Raw genomic sequence first — 21,363 nt, forward strand, 5'->3', positions numbered from 1 at the left:
GTCGCCGCGGGTCGCGCCGTCCTTGGCGACGGTGGGCTCGCCCGCGCCGGCGACGATCCCCATGGCGTCGAAGCCGCCCTCGCCCGCGGCGATGGCGTACGCCTGCTTGCTGAGCCGGGGCTCACGGCCTTCGGGGCTGCCGGGACGCAGCTCGCGGGAGGCCACTTCGCCGATCAGAGCGCGGCGCGCGTCGTTGTACGTGTCCGAGAGCAGCGCGTCGATGGGCGCCTCGGCGGCGTCCCCGTACCAGGCCTCGCGGTCGGCCATCGCGAGCTTGCAGCCCTCGACGAGGAGGTGGACGTAGTCGGCGGAACCGTACTGCGGCAGCTCGGCCGGCAGGATCGCGAGCTGCTGGAGGAAGGACGGTCCCTGGCTCCAGCCGCCCGCCTTGCAGAGCGTCCAGCCGTTCCAGTCGTACGTCGCCGGGGCCTCGTACGTCGCTTCCCAGCCGGCCAGGTCGGCGGCGGTCAGGGTGCCGGTGTTGCGCTTGCCGCTGGTGTCGAGGGTGGGCCGGTCGGACTGGCGTACCAGCGCCTCGGCGATGAAGCCCTCGCTCCAGATCTTCCGGGCCGCCTCGATCTGCGTGACGCGGTCGTCCGATGCCGACTCGGTGATCACCCGGCGCCAGGTCGCGGCGAGCGCGGGGTTACGGAAGAGCTCGCCGGGCTGCGGCGAGCGGCCCCTGGGGAGGTAGATCGCCGCCGACGAAGGCCACTCGGTCTCGAAGAGTTCCCGTACGGTCTCGACGGTCTGGCCGATGCGCTCGACGGGGGCGTGCCCGTCCTCCGCGTATCCGATGGCGTACTTCAGCACCTCGGCGAGGGTCTTGGTGCCGTGGTCGCGCAGCAGGACCATCCAGGCGTCGAAGGCGCCGGGCACGGCTGCGGCCAGCGGGCCTGTGCCGGGGACCAGTTCGAGGCCGAGCGAACGGTAGTGCTCGACGCTCGCGCCCGCGGGCGCGACGCCCTGCCCGCAGAGCACCCGCACCTCGCCGCCGACCGGCGCGAGGATGACGGGGAGGTCGCCCGCGGGACCGTTGAGGTGCGGCTCGACGACATGCAGGACAAAGCCGGCCGCGACGGCGGCGTCGAAGGCGTTTCCGCCGTCTTCAAGGACGGCCATCGCGGACTGGGAGGCGAGCCAGTGGGTGGACGACACCATGCCGAAGGTGCCTTGGAGGGTCGGCCGGGTGGTGAACATGCGGTGTTTCTCCGTCAGTTGGCGTGTACGGGGGACGACGCGTCGGGCGCGGTGCCGTCCTCGGCGACGAGATGGCAGGAGACCTGGCGTCCGCCGTCGAGGGTGCGCAGCTCGGGGACCTCGGTGCGACAGCGGTCCACGGCGAGCGGGCAGCGGGTGTGGAAACGGCAGCCGGCCGGGGGGTCGAGCGGGCTCGGCAGCTCACCGTTGAGCACGATGCGCTCGCGCGTGCGCTGGGTGACCGGGTCGGGTACGGGCGCCGCGGAGAGCAGCGCCTGAGTGTAGGGGTGCTTGGGGTCGGCGAACAGTTCGGCGGTCGGGGCCTGTTCGACGATCTGCCCGAGGTACATCACGGCGATCCGGTCCGCGAGGAACTCGACGGCCGCCAGGTCGTGCGTGATGAACAGACAGCCGAAGCCCCTGTCCCGCTGGAGGTCGGCGAGCAGGTTGAGGACCGACGCCTGCACGGAGACGTCGAGCGCCGAGGTCGGCTCGTCCGCGACGAGGAGGTCGGGGTCGACGGAGAGGGCGCGCGCGATAGAGATGCGCTGGCGCTGGCCGCCGGAGAGTTCGTGCGGGTGGCGGTCGGCGTGCTCGGGGCGGAGCCCGACCTGGCCGAGGAGCTCCTCGACCCGTGCCCGTACCGCATCACCCTTCGCCAGGCCGTGCAGCTTGATCGGCTCGGCGATGATCTGCCCGATGGTCATGCGCGGGTCGAGCGAGGACGAGGGGTCCTGGAAGACCAGGTGGAAGTCCTTGCGCAGCGGCCGCAGGGCGCGCCGCGACATCCGGGTGACGTCGGTGCCGTTGATACGGACCGTGCCGCCGGTCGGCTCGTCGAGGCGTACGGCACACCGGCCGACGGTCGACTTGCCGCTGCCCGACTCCCCCACCAGGCCGACGACTTCGCCGCGCCCTACGGTGATCGAGACGCCGTCGACGGCGCGCACGGGCCCGAAGTGCCGGGTCAGCTCGCCCAGTTCGAGTACGGGATCGGTCACCGTACGACCTCCTTCGTCATCGTGTTCGCGTGCCAGCAGGCGGCCTTGTGCCGGGCGTCGGCCCCTGCCGTGAGTTCCACGGCCCTGAAGCCGGGCCGCCGGGTCGTGCACTGCTCGTCGGCGAGCGTGCACCGGGGCGCGAAGGTGCAGGCGTCCGGCTGTTCGGTGAGGCTCGGGACGAGACCGGGGATCTCCGGAAGGCGCCGTTTCGTGCCTCCCGCATGTGCTCCCGGCTTCAGTACGGCACCGAGCAGACCGCGGGTGTACGGGTGGCGGGGTGCGGCGAACAGCTCGTCCACCGGGGCCTGTTCGACGGCCCGTCCCGCGTACATGACCAGCACCCGGTCCGCCGAGTCGGCCACCACGCCGAGGTCGTGGGTGATCAGCACGATGGCCGTGCCGAGCCGCTCGCGCAGGGACTGCAGCACCTCCAGGATGCCCGCCTGGACGGTGACGTCCAGTGCGGTGGTCGGCTCGTCCGCGATCAGTACGGCCGGGTCGCAGGCGACCGCGATGGCGATCATCACGCGCTGGCGCATGCCGCCGCTGAGCTGGTGCGGGTACTCCTCGATGCGCTGCCTGGGCGCGGGAATGCCGACCAGCGTGAGCAGTTCGACGGACTTCTCCCTGGCCTGCTTGCGGTTGAGACCCTGGTGCCTGCGCAGGACCTCGCCGATCTGGCGGCCGATGGTGAGCACCGGGTTGAGCGAGGTCATCGGCTCCTGGAAGATCATCGCGATGTCGTTGCCGCGTACCTTCTGGAGTTCCTTGTCCGGGGCCCCCGCGAGCTCCCGCCCGCCGAGCCGCACCGAGCCCGTGATCGTGGCGGTGGGCGGCAGCAGCCCCATGACCGCCATGGAGGTCACGGACTTCCCGCAGCCCGACTCGCCGACCACCGCGAGGACTTCGCCGCGCTTGAGGTCGTACGAGACATGGTCGACGGCGTGCACGGTGCGTTCGCCCGAGCGGAAGGAGACGGAGAGGTCGCGGACGCTGAGGACGGGCTCTTCGCGTACGGGATCGGGGCTCATCGGGTGGCTCCACGGGGGTCGAGGACGTCACGGAGTCCGTCGCCGAGCAGATTGAAGGCGAGCGTCGCGGCCACGATCGCGAGGCCGGGGAAGACCGCCATCCAGGGCGCGGGCGCCAGGAAGGACTGGGCGCTGGCGAGCATCACGCCGAGCGAGGCGTCGGGCGGCTGGACGCCCAGGCCCAGGAAGCTCAGCAGCGCCTCGCCGATGATCGCGGCGGGTACGCCGACGGTGGCCTGGACGATCAGCGCGGAGGTGGCGTTGGGAAGGATGTGCCCGAAGAGCACGGTCCCGTCGCCGCCGCCGTTGGCGACCGCGGCGGCCACGTAGTCGGCGTGCTTGAGCCGCAGCGTCTCGGCCCGGGTGATCCGGATGACCGCCGGGATCTGCGAGATGCCGATCGCGATGGTCGCGTTGGTGAGCGAGGGGCCCAGGATCGCGGCGAGTCCGACCGCGAGGACCAGGAAGGGGAAGGCGAGCATGGTGTCGGTGAGACGGGAGACCGCGCCGTCGGTGAGCTTGCCGTAGTAGCCGGCGGCCAGCCCCAGCGGTACGCCGACGAGGAACGCCAGCAGTACGGCGAGCACGCCGACCTGCATGGACGCCCTCGCCCCGAACACGACCCTCGACAGCTGGTCGCGCCCGAGGTCGTCGGTGCCCAGCCAGTGCGCCCAGCCGGGCCCGGCGAGCGCGTTGTTGAAGTCGGGCTGCGCCGGGTCGTAGGGCGCGATGAGCGGGGCGCAGAGCGCGACGATCACGAAGACCGCCGCGATGACGCCGCCGGTGAGGGCGAGCCGGTTCCTGCGCAGGGCGCGGAGCTTGGCGCCGCCGACGGACATGCGCGAGGTACGCGGTACGCGTACGGCTGTGGTCACTTGGCGCCTCCGAGCCGGATGCGCGGGTCGATCACCGAATACAGCACGTCGACCAGCAGGTTGATGAGGATGTACGCGGCGGAGGTGCAGAGCACCACGCCTTGCAGCGTCGCGTAGTCACGGGTGAAGACGGCGTCGATGGTGAGCTTTCCGAAGCCCGGGAGGACGAAGATCTGCTCGGTGACGACGGCGCCGGATATCAGGTGCCCGAGCTGCAGACCGAGGACGGTCACCACGGTCACGAGGGAATTGCGCAGCGCGTGGGCGCCGATGACCTCCCGCCGCCTGAGGCCCTTGGCCCTGGCCGTACGGACATAGTCGGCCGACAGCGAGTCGAGCATGGCGGCCCGGGTCTGGCGCATCACGACGGCCGCGAGCCCCGATCCCAGGACGATCGCGGGGAGCACCATGCGCCGCAGGTTGTCGAGCGGGTCGGTGCCGAAGGGCACGTACCCGGATGCGGCGAAGACCGGCAGGGCGATCGCGAAGGCGAGCACCAGGACCATGCCGAGCCAGAAGGTCGGGATCGAGAGCCCGAGGAGCGCGATGGCGTTGGCGAACCACTCGGCGGGCTTCCCGCGCCGGACAGCCGCGACGATGCCCGCACCGATGCCGACCACGACGGCCAGCAGCAGGGCCAGCGCGGAGAGTTCCAGGGTGACGGGCAGAGCAGCCGCGATGGCGTCCGCGACGGGCAGTCCGGTACGGGAGGAGGTGCCGAGGTCACCTGTGAGGGCGTGCCCGATGTACCGCCCGTACTGCACCACGATGTTGTCGTTGAGCCCATAGCTCTGCCGGATCGCGGCGAGCGCGGCCGGGCTGCGTTCCTCGCCCGCCATGGCGAGCGCCGGGTCGCCGGGCAGGGCGCGGATCCCGGCGAAGACGACGACGCTGACCAGGAAGAGGGTGATGAGGGACTGACGCAACCGCGTCAGCAGGTACTTCGTCACCGGGTGTACCCCGCAGTCTTGACTCGGACCAGACCGTCGCCGTAGACCCGGATGCCCGAGACGGACTTGGTGGCGACGATGTAGTTCTTCTGCCGGTAGAGGTAGATGAGGGTGTGCGCGTCGCGCACGCTCTGCGACAGCTCCCCATAGATCTTGGTGCGCTGCACCGGGTCGGCCTCGGCGCGGCCCTGCGCGATGAGCTGGTCGATCTTCGGATCGGAGAGTCCGTACGCGTTCATCGCGCCCTGTGTCTTCAGGAAGCTGGCGATGTTCCCGTCGGGGTCGAGCCGCCCGGACCAGCCGCTGGTGAAGGCGTCGTAGTGCCCGGCGTCGGTCTCGTCCAGGAGCGTCGCGTACTCCATCGGCCGCAGCTCGATGTCGAAACCGGCCTCCTTGGCCATGGCCTGGACGACCTGGCCGACCCGGCTGGACTCGGGCGTCGTGGAGACCTTGAACTCGATCCGCACCGGGGTCTTCACCCCGGCCTCCTTCAACAGCCGCCTGGCCTTGGCGACATCGCGCTTGGGGCACTGCGCTGCCGGCACGCCGGGGGCGATGGCGGACTCGGGCGACACGGGCCCGCAGGCGGGCTCGTACATCCCCTGGAAGACGACCTTGTTGAGGACGTCCCGGTCGATCGACAGCTCGAAGGCCTCGCGGACGCGCACATCGCGGGCGAGCGGGCTGTCGATCTTCCCCGGCTTCTCGCCGGTCCCCTTCACGTTGCCGACGTTCAGCCCGATGCCCTGGTAGCCGAGCGAGGGCGAGTTGAAGAGCTGGAGCTTGGACTCGGTGAGCGCGCTGCGCACGTCGACCGGCGTCATCTGGTCACCGACCTGGATGTCGCCGGAGCGCAGATTGGCGAGGCGGACGCTGCCATCGGGGATCGGCTTGTAGATCAGCCGGTCGAGGTGGACCTTGTCGGCGTCGTAGTAGTCCGGGTCCTTCTTCAGCACGATCCGGTCGCCGCCGACCCGCTCGACGAACGTGAACGGGCCGACACAGGAGGGGTGGTTGGTGAAGTTCTTCCCGTACTTCTTGAGCGCGGTGGGGGACATCACCATCCCCGACCGGTCGGCGAGCACGCCGATGAGCGGGGTGTACGGCTGCCTGAGCTTCAGCTCCACGGTGTACGGACCGGTGGCCGCCACGCTCTTCAGCGGGGCGAGCTCGGTCGCGCGTGCGGAGCCGGGCAGATCGCGGTGGCGCAGCAGGGAAGTGACGACGGACCGCGCGTCCAGGCTCGTGCCGTCGCTGAACTTCAGCCCGTCGCGCAGCTGAACGGTGACGGTGAGCCCGTCCTTCGACGTCTTCGGCAGCGCCGCGGCGAGCTGGGGCACGACGGCACCGTGCTCGTCGATGTCGTACAGCTTCTCGCACATGGAGGAGAAGACGGTCCGCCCGACGAGGGTCTGCGCCAGGCTCGGGTCGAGCTTGTCGGGATCGGATGCGAGCGCGACGGTCAGCGTGCCGCCGTCACGCACGGGCCGGGTGTCCGTCATCCGTTCTCCGCCGACCTGGGTCGCCGAGGACTGGAGTGACGTACAGCCGGACAATAGGGACACCAAGGCAACTGCCACCAGGGCAACCGCGTTTCGGCGCACGAGGAACTACCTCCCGCCAGGGGATGATCAAGGGATACCGCAGACCGTATTTCGCATACAGTCCGCAGAACAAGGCCCTTGTCCACATGCCGGACGCCTCGCGATGAAGATCGGGTAACGGGGCACGGCAAAAGGTGCATGTGACACCTAAGTGTCTCGCCTACGCACTCCCCCACGCCACCTTCCTGAACGGCCAGTCAGCCGTACCCGGACCCGCCCGCGCCCGAATCGCGAGGAATGAACCGTCCCGCGGCTAGGGGGGCCGGCGGATCAGGTCGCCCTTGCTCGGCATTGAGCCTTTCACTGCTGGTGAGCGGTGGTCTGGTGTGTGCAGCTGCAAGGCGGAGGAGGGCGACAACGCGAATGGGGCCTCCCCTGCTCAATGGGGCCTCCCCTGCTCGAACGAAGTTGAGAGCTTGGGGAAGAAGCCGAGAGCTTGGGGAAGTTGGCAACCGACGACAACGCCGGAGGGGGTCCCCCCTGCTCCTTAAGAGCTTGGGGGAGTGCGTGCCAGACCAGCGCGACCGCGACATGATCCGCCGGACACCCCCTAGCGTTCCCCCTGCGCGCAACGCAACGGATGGAGGCACCCAGTGCACGGTGAGTACAAGGTCCCCGGCGGCAAGCTGGTCGTCGTGGACGTCGATGTGCGGGACGGCGCCCTGCGGAACGTCCGCGTCGCAGGGGACTTCTTCCTGGAGCCCGACGAGGCGATCCTCGCCATCGACCGGGCCCTGGAGGGCGCCCCGTCCGACACCGACGCGGCCGGGCTCGCGGCCCGTGTCGAAGCGGCCCTCCCCGCAGGCACGACGATGTACGGACTCACCTCCGACGGCATCGCGGTCGCCGTACGCCGCGCGCTCTCCCAGGCCACCGACTGGACCGACTACGACTGGCAGCTCATCCATGAGCCCCCGCAGTCCCCCGCCCTCCACATGGCCCTGGACGAAGTCCTCACCGCCGAGGTCGCCGCGGGCCGCCGCCCGCCGACCCTGCGCGTCTGGGAGTGGGCCGCACCCGCGGTGGTCATCGGCTCCTTCCAGTCCCTGAGCAACGAGGTCGACCCCGACGGCGCCGAGCGCCACGGCATCACGGTCGTCCGCAGGATCAGCGGAGGCGGCGCGATGTTCATCGAGCCCGGCAACACCATCACCTACTCCCTCTCCGTCCCCGACTCCCTGGTCTCGGGCCTCTCCTTCGCCGACAGTTACGCCTATCTGGACGACTGGGTGCTCGCCGCACTCGGCGACATGGGCATCAAGGCCTGGTACCAGCCGCTCAACGACATCGCCACGGACGCGGGCAAGATCGCCGGGGCCGCGCAGAAGCGGATCGCGGGCGGGGGCGTGCTGCACCACGTGACGATGGCGTACGACATCGACGCCGACAAGATGCTCGACGTGCTGCGCATCGGCAAGGAGAAGCTCTCCGACAAGGGGACGAAGAGCGCGAAGAAGCGCGTGGACCCGCTGCGCCGCCAGACCGGCCTGACGCGCGAGGCAGTGATCGAGCGGATGGTCGCCTCCTTCCGTTCCCGGTACGGTCTCGCGGAGGGCAAGGTCACGGACACGGAGATCACCGCCGCACGGGAGCTCGCGGAGACGAAGTTCTCCACACCGGAGTGGACCGCGCGCGTGCCGTGATCGCAGGACACGTGATCGCAGGACACAGAGGGAGAGATGGAACGCACCGACCGCTGGAGAGGACTGTCCCTGAAGGTGGCGGAGCCGTCCGTACCTTCACTCCGGATGGAGACCGCGGACGGGCGGCGGATGCTGCTGCGCCAGCACGGCGAACCGGTGCTCTTCGCGGTCCAGCGCGTCACCCATCGCGGTGTGCACTACGCGCGCACCGGAAGCTACGTCTCCCCGCTGCCACACCCGCGCGCCGACCTGGCCCGCGCCCTCCGCGAGGCCTCCCCGGATGAGGACGCCTGGTCCGCGCGCTGGGCGCACCACTTCGCCGAATGGCTCGGTACGAGCGCCAACGGGCCTCTGCACGAGGGTGACTGGCAGCTGGTGAACGGCATGCCCGGGTGGACCGTCGAGCGGCACTGGCCGGAGCTGCTCTCGTACGATCCCGACCGCGGCCACCTCACCTGGTTCGGCTACGGCGACCCGGTCGAGGACGCCAGGGACGTCCTGCCTCTGCGCACCCTGTCCGCCCCGGACTCCGCGCGGGTGAAGGCCTTCCGGCGCCAGTACCGTGAGGGCGTGCTGCCGCCCGTGCTGCTGTGGTGGCTGAGCGGCCTCAACTCCCTTGTGGTGCTGGACGGTCACGAACGACTCGTCGCCGCGCTGGCCGAGGGCGGGCGTCCTTCGGTCGTGATCCTGGGCCGCGCGACCTCCGACGCGTGGGTGGAGTGGGTCTCGGGTCCGCGCACGGTCGAGTACGAGAAGCGGATCGCCCACTTCGAGAAGCAGCGCGTGGAGGGCGAACCACTCGCCGGGAGCCGGATCGCGGGCGAGAGCCGACGGTTCGCCGACGACCTGCACTCCATGGGGACCTCCCCCTGCATGACCCGCGCCTGGCCGCTGCCGGGCGGGCCGCAGGCATGGTTGCGGGAGGCGGCGGACTCCGTCCCCGGGTGGCGTCCGGACGCGGACCGCTGAGTCAGCAGGACTGGTTGCCCTGCGCCACGACCAGCCCCGACTCATAGGCGAACACGACCAGTTGGGCCCGGTCGCGGGCGCCCAGCTTGGTCATCGCGCGGCTGATGTGGGTCTTGGCGGTGAAGGGGCTGATGACCATGTGCGCGGCGATCTCCTCGTTCGTCAGCCCCTTGGCCGCCAGCGCCGTCACCTCGCACTCGCGGCGGGTGAGGGTCTCCAGGCCCGGCGCGGTCGCACGGTCCGGCGGACGGGCGACGAACTCGCCGATCAGCCGGCGGGTGATCGCCGGGGAGAGCAGTGCGTCGCCGCGGGCCGCGACCTGGATGGCGCGGAGCAGTTCGGCGGGCTCGGTGTCCTTGAGGAGAAAGCCCGCGGCTCCGGCACGCAGCGCCTCGAAGACGTACTCGTCCAGGCCGTAGTTGGTGAGGATGACGACATGGACGCCGGAGAGCGCGGGGTCGGCGGCGATCTCGCGGGTCGCCTCGATGCCCGTCATCACCGGCATCTGTACGTCGATCAGCGCGACATCGGGTGTCGTCGCACGGACCAGGTCCACCCCCTGACGGCCGTCCGGCGCCTCACCCACCACCTCGATGCCGTCCTCGGCTTCGAGCAGCGCACGGAATCCGGCGCGCATCAGGGCCTGGTCGTCGACGAGCGCCACCCGGATCACGCGGCCCCCAGGGGCAGTTCGGCCCGTACGGTGAAGCCGCCGCCGGAGCGCGGGCCCGCATGCAGCGTGCCACCGAGCGCTGTGACGCGCTCACGCATCCCGGTCAGGCCCGTGCCGGGGTCGGGTTCGCCGCTGGGCGGGCCTTCGTCCTCCACCGACACCGTCAACATCCGCTCACCATAGGTGAGTTGCACGCCGGTCTCCGCCCGGTCCGCATGGCGCGCCACGTTCGTCAGCGCCTCCTGGATGATCCGGTACGCGGCCCGGTCGACCTCCGCGGGCAGCGTGCGTCCCGTACCGCCGGTGACGGTCAGCCTCGCGGCGAGTCCTGCCGTACGGGCGCGGTCGAGCAGGTCCTCCAGCCGGGCGAGGCCCGCGTCGTCCGGGACGACGTCCGTACGCAGCACCTCCAGCGTCGAGCGCAGCTCCCGCATCGCCTCGCCGCTCGCCTCCTGGATGGCGAGCAGTGCGGGCGGCACCTCCTCGCCGCGCTTGCGCGCCAGGTGCACGGCAACTCCCGCCTGCAGCTTGACGATCGAGATGGAGTGGGTGAGCGAGTCGTGGAGTTCGCGGGCGATCCGCAGCCGCTCCTCCCCCGCCCTGCGCAGCGCGGTCTCTTCCCGGGTGCGCTCCGCCTCGGCGGCCCGCTCCTCGGTCTGCTTCAGATACGCCTGCCAGTTCTTGCCCGCCACCCCGGTCAGTGCCGCGCAGAAGAACCAGCCCATCAGGAGCACGACCGTCTCCGTGCCGGGGCCCGTCGCGGTGAAGCCGGCCATGAAGGTCACGCCGGCGGCGACCGCCACCGTACGGCGCCCTCCGCTGGCCACGGCGTGGACACCCGCCAGAACGGGGAAGGCCGCCAGGGACCCGGCATCCGCATGGACGGCGTACCCGAGCATGCAGGCGGTGGTGACGGCGAGCGAGACGGCAGGGACGCGCTGGAAGAAGGCGAGCCCCACCGCGCCGAGCACGATCAGCAGCCAGTCGAGCCCGTCCGGGCCCGGACCGTGCACCACATAGTCGGCGATGAGTACGACAGCGCCGGCCGTGGCGGCAACTCCCGCGTCCCTCAGCCCGGTTCGCACGTGCACGGCACCCCTCCCCCTCGTCCCCCTCGTTCCGGCGGTCACCGGCACGATAGACCGCGCCCCGGTCGCGGCGCCTCATCCCCTGAGACCGCTTCCGCACTAATCCCACGGCAGTAGTAAGGCCCCCGCCCCGGCCACCGGGCGCAGCCCCGACTGCCTCCGTCCGTACGACGACCCGGAGCGGCCCGTGCGGACACCATCGTCGCCATGACCGCCAACGGACCCTTCCGCTACACCTCGCCCGCCCCGCCCAAGTCCGCGACCGGGACCGTCGCCGACGCCTATGCGCAGATGCGCTCCGATTTCGGCATCGACAACCCCGCGACGTTCGTCGTGCTCTCCGACGCCCCCACGATCCTGACCGCGGCCTGGGCGCTGATGCGTGAATCGCTGCTGGTGGGCGCCACGTCGCGTACGGAGAAGGAACTCGTCGCCGCCGGTGTCTCCCTCGCCAACCGCTGCCCGTTCTGCATCGACGCGCACACGGTGCTGCTGCACGCCACCGGCGACCACCGCCTCGCGGAGACCGTCGGACGCGACGACGTGCCCGCCGACCCCTACCAGGCGCGGCTGCTGGCGTGGGGCAAGGACGTACGGACGCCGAAGCCCTTCCCCGCCGCGCGGACTCCCGCCTATCTCGGCACCGCGCTGGCCTTCCACTTCATCAACCGCATCGTCTCGTCGCTGGTGACGGAGAACATGCTGCCGGGCAATGTGCAGAGGTTCCGGGTCGTACGGAGCCTGGCCGGGCGCACGGTCGCGGGTGCGGTACGGCGCGAACTGAGCCCCGGTGACAGCCTCGCCCTGCTCGACGACACCCTGGTCGACGACGTGCTGGTCGCCGAGCCCTCGTGGGCGGCCGGCACCCCGGTCGGCACGGCGTACGCGGCGCTGCTCACGGCCGCCTGCGCCGGTGCCGGCCTGCTGTCGGAGGACGACCAGGAGCTGGTGTCCAAGACGGTCGCCGCCTGGGACGGCAGCCACCCCGAACCGACCGGAGGCTGGCTGCCCGACCGGTCCGAACGCCCGGGGGCCCGGCTCGCGCTGCTGGCCGCGCTGGCCCCGTACCGCATCACCGACGAGGACGTCGCCGCCTGGCGCCGCCCGGAACACCGGGACCACTGTCTGGTCCATCTCATCGCGTACGGCGCGATCACCGCCGTCGCCCGCATCGAGGGGCAGTCCGTATGAACACCGTCGCAGAAGCCTGGAACGGACCGGTCGGCGCGCACTGGGCCGCACATGAGAGCCGGTACGACGCCATGCTCGAAGGCGTCAACGGGGCGCTGTTCGCGGCGGCCGCGATCGGCGAGCAGGACCGTGTGCTCGACATCGGCTGCGGCAGCGGCTTCGTCACGCGGACGGCCGCCCGCCGCGCCCGTTACGGCCGGGTCGTCGGCATCGACATCTCGTATCCCCTGCTGGAGCGGGCCCGCACGCTCACGCCGCACAGCAAGCTTCCGCATCTCTCCTTCGTCCTGGGCGACGCCCAGGTCCACCCCTTCCCCGAGGGGGGATTCGACGTGGCGATCAGCCGCGGCGGGGTGATGTTCTTCGCCGACCCCACCAAGGCCTTCACCAACATCGGCCGCGCGCTGCGCCCCGGCGGCCGTCTGGCCTTCGTCTGCCCGCAGCCGGCCGCCCCTGACGGCGAGGAGGCGAGGGCACTCGCGCTGCTGACCTCACTGCTGGGCCAACAGGTGGTCGGGAACAATGAGTTGGGCCGCGCGATGGCATCTCTCTCCGACCCGGAGCATGTGCGCGAGGTCCTGTGGGACGCCGGATTCCGCAACGTCTCCGTGACGCCCTTGGCGACGGAGACCGTCTGGGGCAGGGACGCGGACGACGCCGTCAGCTTCTTCCTCTCCCGCAGCCCGGGCCGTACGGTCCCCGGCGAGGTGCGGGAGCGGATGCGGGCCGCGTTCCTCCCGTACGAACAGGGGGAACGCGGCGTGCGGATGGGTGCCGGAGTATGGGTGGTCGGTGCGGAGCGGTCCTAGGGGCCGCCCCGCACCGGGGTCACCAGGCGGACGGGGCCGGGGGTGCGACGACGGGCGGGCGGTCGTCGCAGGTGATCGTGTTCGGCAGTTCCCACGGGGCCAGCCAGGGCCCCGTGGTGCCGCCTCCGTCGTTCCCGCCGAGATCCGTCAGCGAGAACTCCGAACCGGCCGGGGTGAAGTGGAACGACCCGCAGTTGTTGACGCCCACGGCGCCCACATTGCGGGCGTCCACGTTCTCGAAGGACGCGGATCCGGCCGACCTGGCGCTGAGGACCGAGGTGCCCGTGCCGTCGACCCTGATGTCCTTGAAGTGGGTGTTCGTGATCGAGTAGAGGTCCTTCACCGGGAAGTCGCTGACCAGCATGACCGCGTTGTAGGTGTTGTCGAGGAAGTGGTCCCCGGTCACCTGGATGTCCGCGTCGATGTTCTTCTCCAGCGCGTAGATCCAGATCGCGCCGAGGCCGATGTTCCAGTTCAGCTCGTACGTGCCGGCGCGGACCGTGGTGTTGTCGGCGATCCGCAGCCGACCGGTGAACGCCTGGGCGCCGAAGCGGGATCCGATGTGGAGGGCGCTGCCCTCACGGACCGGGTCGGCGATGAGATTGCCGGAGACCGTGTTGTCGGTGCCGCCGTAGATCGCGATGCCGTTGGCGAGCACCGGCGACTGGACGGTGTTGCGGGCGAAGGTGTTCCGGGCGTTCGCGGTCTTCTCCGACCACATGGCGAGCCCGTCGTCGCCGGTGTTGCGGACGAAGTTGTTCTCCACGGTCGAGTCCGTGACCCCGGTGTGGAAGTTGAGGCCGTCGGCGATCTGGTCGGCGATGACATTGCCGGTGACACGCAGGTTCGACATCGGTCCGTCGAACCACAGGCCCACCTTGGTGTGGTGGAGGTAGAGGCCGGTGACGGTCGAGTCGCTCATCGCTCCGCCGACGCCGTTCACCTGGTCGGTGTCGATGCGCTCGCGGACGTCGCCCTCGATGGCGAACCCGGAGAGGTGGACGTCCGAACTGCCCCCGGCCAATGCGTCCTTGCCGTAGAAACCGACGCCCGTGTGCACCGAACCGTCGGGGGCCGGGGTGGCGAGGGTGATCTGACGGCCCTTGATGATCGTGTACCAGCTGCCCGCGCCCTCGATCGTCACCTTGTCGACGACGATGTGGCGGTTCACCTGGTAGGTGCCCGGCGGGAGGTAGACCTTGAGGTGCTTGCGCTGTGCGTACGCGATCGCCCTCTCGACGGCGTCGGCCGAGTCGCGCCGGCCCGACGGGTCGGCGCCGAAGGCCAGGACGTTCGCCGCGCGGACGTCGACATGCGGCGGTCCGACGCGCTGCGAGTCGAGCAGGTCGATGACCGTCCAGGCGGCGCGGCTCCCGGCGGGAACCGTCAGCCGGACCGTGTCGCCGGCGCGGTAGGTGCGGCCGAGGAGCAGGCGCTGTTCGTCGTAGAAGTGGTTCGGACGGAACGGCTTGGCGATGACCGGCGCCGGGGTCGTGGCATCGGGCACGCACGAGCACTCCGTGATCCACCAATCGGAGTGCAGCAGACCGGCGTTGGGGTCGTTGCTGAACGGATACTGGTTGTAGAGCCAGGAGTACTGCGAGGTCAGCGTCATGGTGGTGCGGCGCTTGCCGTTCACCGTGACGTCGAGGGGCGCGGTGATGCCACCGCCGCCGGGGGCGTCCGGAATGCTGTAGCGCACGGTGATGGCGTCGGCGGTCCGGGGCAGCGTGAACTCGACGTGCTGGCCCGGTGTCAGCTTGACCGCCTTACGGCCCGATGCCTCGGCGGGAAGCGTGTACGCGGTGCGGTCCGGCCCGATCACCGTGCCGTTCGTCGCCGCGCTCTCCGCCTCCTGTTCGTCCATGGCGAGGTCGGCGCCGCGGCCCTGGACGAGCGACGGGTCGAGGGCCGCTCTGGTCAGCACGGGCGGCTGGGGGTGAGCTGAGGCGCCCGTTTCGGCGAGGGCTGTGCCGCCGAGCAGGGAACCGAGGCAGAGAACGGCGGCAAGCGTTGCGCCCGCCCTCCTCAGGGGTCCGGTGGAAGGTCTCGCTTCGGCCGGTGCGGTGCTCGTGCTCCGTAACATCGAAGGCTCATTTCTCGCGGGAGGGTGCGTGCCTGAGACGTTCGAGGCAGGGCGGACAGCGGGGGTGAGGAGACATTAGAGTCCCCGCGTCCCGCCGCACCAGACTCGTGCAAGGATTTTTTGCCTGGATGTCGACGAATTGCGTTGGACCATCGATATTTTGCAGCGAACCCCATTACATGATCAAAACAGCGGACGGTTAGCATATGAGCACCGCCTAGCTCGAAAGATAACCTTGTGACTGTCAATGACGACTCGTTCACCAACTGGAAGAACCGCGAGGAGATCGCGGAGTCGATGATCCCCGTCATCGGGAAGCTGCACCGGGAGCAGGACGTCACGGTCCTGCTGCACAGCCGCTCCCTGGTGAACAAGTCGGTGGTCAGCATCCTGAAGACCCACCGGTTCGCCCGGCAGATCGCGGGTGAGGAACTCTCGGTCACCGAGACGCTGCCCTTCCTGCAGGCCCTCACCACACTCGACCTGGGCCCTTCGCAGATCGACATCGGGATGCTCGCCGCCACGTACAGGGCCGACGACCGAGGCCTGACGGTGGCGGAGTTCACCGCCGGGGCCGTCATCGGCGCCACGGGCGCCAACAAGATCGAGCGCCGCGAGCCGCGTGACGTCGTCCTCTACGGCTTCGGCCGCATCGGCCGCCTCGTCGCCCGCCTGCTCATCGAGAAGGCCGGCTCCGGGAACGGTCTGCGCCTGCGCGCCGTCGTCGTACGCCGGGGCGGCGGGCAGGCCGTCGAGGATCTCGTCAAGCGCGCCTCGCTGCTGCGCCGGGACTCCATCCACGGCCAGTTCCAGGGCACGATCACCGTCGACGAGGCGAACAGCACGATCATCGCCAACGGCAACGAGATCAAGGTGATCTACGCCAACGCCCCTTCCGAGGTCGACTACACGGCGTACGGCATCAAGGACGCCATCCTCATCGACAACACCGGCAAGTGGCGCGACCGCGAGGGCCTCTCGCAGCACCTGCGCCCCGGTATCGACAAGGTCGTCCTGACCGCGCCGGGCAAGGGCGACGTCCCGAACATCGTGCACGGCGTCAACCACGACACGATCAAGCCGGACGAGCAGATCCTGTCGTGCGCGTCCTGCACCACCAATGCGATCGTGCCGCCGCTGAAGGCGATGGCGGACGAGTACGGCGTCCTGCGCGGCCACGTGGAGACCGTCCACTCGTTCACCAACGACCAGAACCTGCTGGACAATTACCACGAGTCCGACCGCCGAGGCCGCTCAGCGCCGCTGAACATGGTCCTGACCGAGACCGGCGCCGCCTCGGCCGTCGCCAAGGCGCTGCCCGACCTCAAGGCGAGGATCACCGGCAGCTCGATCCGCGTCCCGGTCCCGAACGTCTCGATCGCGATCCTCAACCTGCGGCTCGCCCGCGAGACCACCCGCGAGGAAGTACTCGACTACCTCCGCAATGTGTCGCTGGCCTCGCCGCTCAAGCGCCAGATCGACTTCATCAGCGCCCCCGACGCGGTGTCGAGCGACTTCATCGGCTCGCGCCACTCGTCGATCATCGACGCGGGCGCCTTGAAGGTGGAGGGCGACGACGCGATCCTCTACCTCTGGTACGACAACGAGTTCGGCTACTCCTGCCAGGTCATCCGCGTCGTCCAGCACGTGTCCGGGGTGGAGTACCCGACCTACCCGGTTCCGGCGGCCTGATCCCGGAGGCAACCGGATGCCCACCGGCATCCGGTTGCCCAGCCGTACTGACCGTCATACTCAGGCCGGTCCGTCGGGCAGAGCCGAGTACGGGTGGACTTCGATGCGCATGGGCGGCTCGGCGAGGAGCTCGATGATCTCGTCGCGCAGCTCGTCGGCGAGGGGACTGTTCTCGTAGGCGTCCTTGGCCTCGTGGCTCCGGAACACCTCCATGTTCCACAGCACGTCGGGGTCGGCGTCCTCGCGGGCGATGATGAATCGGTCGGAGGACCCCGACTTCTCCATCCCTTCGGTGGCCAGCGCGAACAGCTTGTCGCCGAGTCCGGGCTTGGCGCGCATCTTGATGAGGTACGCGGGCTGGTCCTGCAGTGCCATGTCTCTGTCCTCCTGTGTCGCGTCGGGATATCTGACGCGAGCCTGTCCCCGTCGCTGGAATGTCGTTCCATGAACGAGTGTGGAACGAGGTTCCAGTGATGTCAAAATGGGGACGTGACACCACAGACGCGCAAGAAGCCCGAGCGGCGCACCAGCCCCCTGTCCCGCGAGCGGATCGTCGATGCCGCTATCGGCCTGCTGGACACGGCAGGCGAAAGCGGATTGACCTTCCGATCGCTGAGCGAACGCCTGGCCACCGGCCCCGGGGCGATCTACTGGCACGTGGCCGGCAAAAGCGAACTCCTAGCCGCGGCCACAGACCGCGTCGTCACCATCGCGCTGACCGAAGGGACGGCCGGGCCGCCGGGAGGGATACACGACGTCGCCCTCGGCCTCTTCGATGCGATCGAGGAGCACCCCTGGCTCGCCCCCCAACTCACCACCCAGCTCTCCCACAACCCCACCGGCCCAGTGACGACCCGCATCTTCGAGGCCACCGGCCGACAGGTGTCCGCGCTGGACGCACCCGCGAGCAGCTGGTTCACTGCGACGTCCGCCCTGATGCACTACATCCTCGGCGCCGCCGGCCAGAACGCGGCGAACCTCGCACTCGCCCGCGACCTCGGACCGGAAGCCGACCGCAGCGCCTACATGGACACGGTGGCGGGGGCATGGAAACAGCTCAGCCCCGAGGACTACCCCTTCACCCGAGCGGTCGCGGACCAGGGGCTCGAACACGACGACCGCGTGCAGTTCCTTGCCGGTATCGACCTGATCGTCGCGGGCGTCACGGCCCGCCCGCCCGCCGCCCAGCAGCTGCGAGAAGGCCGAGCCCGCGCGGCCGAAGCCGAACCGCCGGCTTCGGGGAGGACATCGCCGCGCTAGCGCCGGCGAGCGCCTCGACGAGCAGCAGGCCGCACCCTCCCTTCCCACAGGGAGTGACAGCCGCCTGCCCTGTACCCGGCGATCGGTTGGGAGCACTCCCAAAACGTTCGACTGCCGTGCACCTGCCAAAGGGGTCGACGCCATCCCACGGACTCCCACAGACCCCACATGCCGACTTAGGCTTGCCTTAGTTTAAGGTCGGGCAACAGGTGGCCCACCACACCCACCTCTCATCAGCGCCTTCGAAGGGAACCTGAACATGCCTCGCCCCCTGCGGGTAGCGATCGTCGGAGCCGGACCCGCAGGGATCTACGCCGCAGACGCGCTGCTCAAGTCCGACACCGCCACCGCTCCCGGCGTCTCCATCGACCTCTTCGAGCGGATGCCCGCCCCGTTCGGACTGATCCGCTACGGCGTGGCACCCGACCACCCGCGGATCAAGGGCATCGTCGCCGCGCTGCACCAGGTGCTCGACAAGCCGCAGGTCCGCCTCTTCGGCAACGTCGACTACCCGAACGACATCTCCCTGGACGATCTGCGCTCGTTCTACGACGCGGTGATCTTCTCGACGGGCGCCACCGCCGACCGCGCGCTGACCGTCCCGGGCGTCGGCCTCGACGGCTCCTACGGCGCCGCCGACTTCGTCTCCTGGTACGACGGCCACCCCGACGTCCCGCGTACCTGGCCCCTCGATGCCGAGAAGGTCGCCGTTCTCGGTGTCGGCAACGTGGCGCTCGACGTGGCCCGCATCCTCGCCAAGACCGCCGACGAACTGCTGCCCACCGAGATTCCGGCCAATGTGTACGACGGTCTGAAGGCCAATCGCGCCCGCGAGATCCACGTCTTCGGCCGGCGCGGCCCGGCTCAGGCCAAGTTCAGCCCGATGGAACTGCGCGAGCTGGACCACTCCCCCACCATCGAGGTCATCGTCAACCCCGAGGACATCGACTACGACGAGGGGTCGATCGCCACCCGGCGCGGCAACAAGCAGGCCGACATGGTCGCCAAGACGCTGGAGAACTGGGCGATCCGCGACGTGGGTGAGCGCCCGCACAAGCTGTTCCTGCACTTCTTCGAGTCCCCGGTGGAGATCCTCGGCGAGGACGGCAGGGTCACCGGTCTGCGTACCGAGCGCACCGAGCTGGACGGCACCGGCAACGTCAGAGGCATCGGCGTCTTCAAGGACTGGGACCTGGGTTCGGTCTACCGCGCGGTCGGTTACCTCTCCGACGAACTGCCGAAGCTCCCCTGGGACGCCGCCTCGGGCACCGTCCCGGACGAGGGCGGCCGGGTGATCGACGGGTCCGGCGCACACGTCACGTCGTCGTACGTGACGGGGTGGATCCGGCGCGGCCCGGTCGGCCTGATCGGCCACACCAAGGGCGACGCCAACGAGACCGTCGCCAACCTCCTCGCCGACCATGCGGAAGGCCGCCTCCAGGCCCCGGCCGCCCCGGCTCCCGAGGCCGTCGACTCCTTCCTCGCCGAGCACGGAGTCCGCTTCACCACCTGGGAGGGCTGGTACAAGCTGGACGCCGCGGAGCGCGCGCTGGGTGAGCCACAGGGCCGCGAGCGCGTCAAGCTCGTCGAGCGTGAGGACATGCTCCGCGAGAGCGGCGCGTAACCGGAGCGGATTGATCAAGAGTTGGCCAACTCCTCTTGGCCCTGCGGGGATCTGCGTGTTCACTGCGCCTTATGAGACGCATGAGACCCTTGATGACCGGCCTGTTCGCCGCGCTCAGCCTGTCGCTGGGCGCGGTGTCCGCTTCCGCCTCCGCGGTCACCGTCCCGCCGGTGTTCGGCACCGACTATCACGACCCCGTGACCGCGGCCCCGCCCATCGCCACGCCGCACACCAGGTCGTGCTCGGTCACGGTCGCGGAGGCGCAGTTCAAGGACTTCACCCCGTACACCGGCACTTACACCCCGCCCACCGCCTGCGGCTCCCCCGGCCGCTGGTCCAAGGTGGTCCTGCGGATGGACGGGAACGTGAAGGGGCGGCAGTACGACCGGCTCGGGTATCTGGACATCGGGGGTGTGCACATCTTCCGTACGTCCACGCCCGAGCCCTCGCAGGACGGGATCAACTGGTCGGTCGAGAAGGACGTCACCCAGTACGAGAAGACACTGAGCAGCGCACAGCCCGTCAGCATGCTCATAGGTAACGTTGTCAACGACACCTACACCGGCATCTTCGACGTCAAGGTGACCCTCACCTTCTACGCCGCCCACGGGTCCGCCCGCCCCGCCTCCTCCGTCCCCGACCAGGTCATCCCGCTCGGCGCCTCGCTCACCGCTCCGCGCAACTCCGAGCGGATCCTCGCCGAGGTGTACGCCACCGGATCGGGCGGCGGCTGCGAGGAGTTCTGGTACTCGGCGACCACCCCTGACGCGTCGTACTCCTGCCAGGGCGGAGACAGCGGCCCGTACCGCGAGGTGCAGGTGAGCGTCGACGGGAAGGTCGCCGGCGTCGCCTCGCCCTTCCCGAATGTGTGGACGGGCGGCGGGTCGCCGTATCTGTGGTCGGTGATTCCGTCGCCCACCGCCTTCGATGTGCGGCCCCTGATGGTCGACCTCACGCCGTACGCGGGTCTGCTCAACGACGGCAAGGCGCACTCGGTCGACGTGTCGGTCGCCGGCGTTCCTGCCGGGCAGTCCGGGTGGAGTGCGCCGACGAACATCCTGGTGTGGCAGGACGCGCACAAGTCGGTGGTGACGGGCGCCCTGACCTCGTACGCGAAGACGGATCCGGCGGTGCACAACACCTTCACGGATGGCACCCTGCGACACCTGGCGACCGACGGCGGGGACCGCCTGAAGGTCACCGGTTACGTCAACACCTCCCACGGCCGGGTCACCACGACGGTCGAGCGGACGCTCACCACCGCGATCGACCACCAGTGGACGCCGGACGAGACCGTGGACAACCAGACCGGGAAGTGGACCGACCGCCAGGCCGTGACCACCAACGGGCATGTCTCCCGCACCGATCGCACCTACACGCTCGACGGCCGCTTCACCATCGACAGCGCCGACCGCCTGCGCGTGATCATGTCCATTGGCGACCACGCACGGATCGGCGCCACCCGTATCGACGACACCTACAGCGGTGACGCCGCCTTCACCCTCAACGTCGCCCGCGAGGACCGGAAGGCGGTGGCCACGACCGGTGAGCACTACCGGCTCCGGGCTCCCGGCACGTGCTACGACCACACGCTCGCGACGGAGCAGGGGGTGCTGACGAAGGACGTACGCGGCTGCTGACGCCCGGTGCCTCCGCCGCACCGATGC

The 21,363-nt window shown here is 69.9% G+C and carries 18 protein-coding genes; 8 read left to right on the forward strand and 10 right to left on the reverse strand.

Going from position 1 to position 21,363, the window contains the following annotated elements:
* The 6 genes from J0695_RS23130 to J0695_RS23155 all read right to left on the reverse strand — a co-directional run.
* On the reverse strand, positions 1-1,200 hold a 1,200-nt coding region (locus J0695_RS23130; RefSeq protein ID WP_206964280.1), incomplete at its 3' end, for a gamma-glutamyltransferase family protein.
* 14 nt (positions 1,201-1,214) lie between these two features.
* A complete protein-coding gene (locus J0695_RS23135; RefSeq protein WP_206964291.1) occupies positions 1,215-2,201 on the reverse strand; it encodes an ABC transporter ATP-binding protein in 987 nt (328 codons plus the stop codon).
* Entirely contained in the window at positions 2,198-3,232 is a 1,035-nt protein-coding gene (locus J0695_RS23140) for an ABC transporter ATP-binding protein (protein ID WP_206964293.1), read from the reverse strand. The genes J0695_RS23135 and J0695_RS23140 overlap by 4 nt, the downstream gene beginning before the upstream one ends.
* Complete coding sequence (locus J0695_RS23145) at positions 3,229-4,071, reverse strand: ABC transporter permease (RefSeq protein WP_206964319.1); 843 nt, start codon at positions 4,069-4,071, stop codon at positions 3,229-3,231. Before J0695_RS23145 ends, J0695_RS23140 begins: the two co-directional genes overlap by 4 nt.
* 32 nt (positions 4,072-4,103) lie before the next feature.
* Positions 4,104-5,057, reverse strand: a complete 954-nt coding sequence (locus J0695_RS23150) for an ABC transporter permease (protein ID WP_206964295.1) — start codon at positions 5,055-5,057, stop codon at positions 4,104-4,106.
* Positions 5,054-6,559: an ABC transporter substrate-binding protein gene (locus tag J0695_RS23155; protein WP_206964297.1), complete on the reverse strand. Its 1,506-nt coding sequence runs from the start codon at positions 6,557-6,559 to the stop codon at positions 5,054-5,056. Before J0695_RS23155 ends, J0695_RS23150 begins: the two co-directional genes overlap by 4 nt.
* Positions 6,560-7,254: 695 nt before the next feature.
* Between J0695_RS23155 and lplAB the strand changes: the two genes are divergently transcribed.
* Entirely contained in the window at positions 7,255-8,304 is a 1,050-nt protein-coding gene (lplAB, locus tag J0695_RS23160) for a lipoate-protein ligase LplAB (RefSeq protein ID WP_206964299.1), read from the forward strand.
* Positions 8,305-8,409: 105 nt separating this feature from the next.
* Positions 8,410-9,273: a hypothetical protein gene (locus tag J0695_RS23165; RefSeq protein ID WP_206964301.1), complete on the forward strand. Its 864-nt coding sequence runs from the start codon at positions 8,410-8,412 to the stop codon at positions 9,271-9,273.
* Between the two features lies 1 nt (position 9,274).
* Here the strand turns inward: J0695_RS23165 and J0695_RS23170 are convergent, their stop codons facing one another.
* Positions 9,275-9,946, reverse strand: coding sequence for a response regulator (locus J0695_RS23170; RefSeq protein ID WP_206964303.1), 672 nt, complete (start codon positions 9,944-9,946; stop codon positions 9,275-9,277).
* Entirely contained in the window at positions 9,943-11,037 is a 1,095-nt protein-coding gene (locus J0695_RS23175) for a sensor histidine kinase (RefSeq protein WP_307798725.1), read from the reverse strand. Before J0695_RS23175 ends, J0695_RS23170 begins: the two co-directional genes overlap by 4 nt.
* Positions 11,038-11,241: 204 nt before the next feature.
* Between J0695_RS23175 and J0695_RS23180 the strand changes: the two genes are divergently transcribed.
* A complete protein-coding gene (locus tag J0695_RS23180; protein ID WP_206964306.1) occupies positions 11,242-12,225 on the forward strand; it encodes a carboxymuconolactone decarboxylase family protein in 984 nt (327 codons plus the stop codon).
* Positions 12,222-13,034, forward strand: coding sequence for a class I SAM-dependent methyltransferase (locus J0695_RS23185; RefSeq protein WP_206964307.1), 813 nt, complete (start codon positions 12,222-12,224; stop codon positions 13,032-13,034). Before J0695_RS23180 ends, J0695_RS23185 begins: the two co-directional genes overlap by 4 nt.
* A 19-nt stretch (positions 13,035-13,053) precedes the next feature.
* Here J0695_RS23185 and J0695_RS23190 read toward each other — a convergent pair whose 3' ends face one another.
* Positions 13,054-15,120 (reverse strand): glycosyl hydrolase family 28-related protein, encoded by a 2,067-nt coding sequence (locus J0695_RS23190; RefSeq protein ID WP_206964309.1) that lies wholly within the window; start codon positions 15,118-15,120, stop codon positions 13,054-13,056.
* A 237-nt stretch (positions 15,121-15,357) separates the two neighbouring features.
* Between J0695_RS23190 and J0695_RS23195 the strand changes: the two genes are divergently transcribed.
* Entirely contained in the window at positions 15,358-16,812 is a 1,455-nt protein-coding gene (locus tag J0695_RS23195) for a glyceraldehyde-3-phosphate dehydrogenase (RefSeq protein WP_206964311.1), read from the forward strand.
* Between the two features lie 60 nt (positions 16,813-16,872).
* On the opposite strand, the gene J0695_RS23200 is transcribed toward J0695_RS23195, so the two are convergent.
* Positions 16,873-17,187 (reverse strand): putative quinol monooxygenase, encoded by a 315-nt coding sequence (locus J0695_RS23200; protein ID WP_206964313.1) that lies wholly within the window; start codon positions 17,185-17,187, stop codon positions 16,873-16,875.
* Between the two features lie 114 nt (positions 17,188-17,301).
* Here J0695_RS23200 and J0695_RS23205 point away from each other — a divergent pair, with 114 nt between their 5' ends.
* The 3 genes from J0695_RS23205 to J0695_RS23215 all read left to right on the forward strand — a co-directional run bounded on the left by J0695_RS23205 (position 17,302) and on the right by J0695_RS23215 (position 21,336).
* Complete coding sequence (locus J0695_RS23205) at positions 17,302-18,072, forward strand: TetR/AcrR family transcriptional regulator (protein WP_206964315.1); 771 nt, start codon at positions 17,302-17,304, stop codon at positions 18,070-18,072.
* 259 nt (positions 18,073-18,331) lie between these two features.
* Entirely contained in the window at positions 18,332-19,696 is a 1,365-nt protein-coding gene (locus tag J0695_RS23210) for an FAD-dependent oxidoreductase (RefSeq protein WP_206964317.1), read from the forward strand.
* A 71-nt stretch (positions 19,697-19,767) separates the two neighbouring features.
* Entirely contained in the window at positions 19,768-21,336 is a 1,569-nt protein-coding gene (locus J0695_RS23215) for a peptide-N4-asparagine amidase (RefSeq protein WP_307798726.1), read from the forward strand.
* Positions 21,337-21,363 lie beyond the last annotated feature (27 nt).

The organism is Streptomyces beijiangensis (assembly GCF_017315755.1).
Lineage (GTDB): Bacteria > Actinomycetota > Actinomycetes > Streptomycetales > Streptomycetaceae > Streptomyces > Streptomyces beijiangensis.